Raw genomic sequence first — 212 nt, forward strand, 5'->3', positions numbered from 1 at the left:
GCCGTGCTGTGCGACAGCAGCCAGGGCCCGAGCAGCGCCGCGAGCAGCCAGAACAGCAGCACCGCGAGGCCGAGCAGGCCGGAGGGGCCGAAGCCGCCGAGCCGGCGCAGCGGGCCGCCCCGGCGCTCTTGCGGCGGTGGCGCCAGGGACGCCGTGGCGCTCACGACCGTCGGAGAGGTGGATGTTTCCATGGTGCTTCTCCTCAACGGTGC

At 74.5% G+C, this 212-nt stretch carries 1 pseudogene; it reads right to left on the bottom strand.

What is annotated here, in order from left to right:
* Positions 1-191: pseudogene (locus AC3A6B_RS29945) on the bottom strand (ABC transporter permease); the annotation flags it as partial.
* Between the last annotated feature and the right edge of the window lie 21 nt (positions 192-212).

The organism is Variovorax sp. Soil_C_33 (assembly GCF_057656935.1).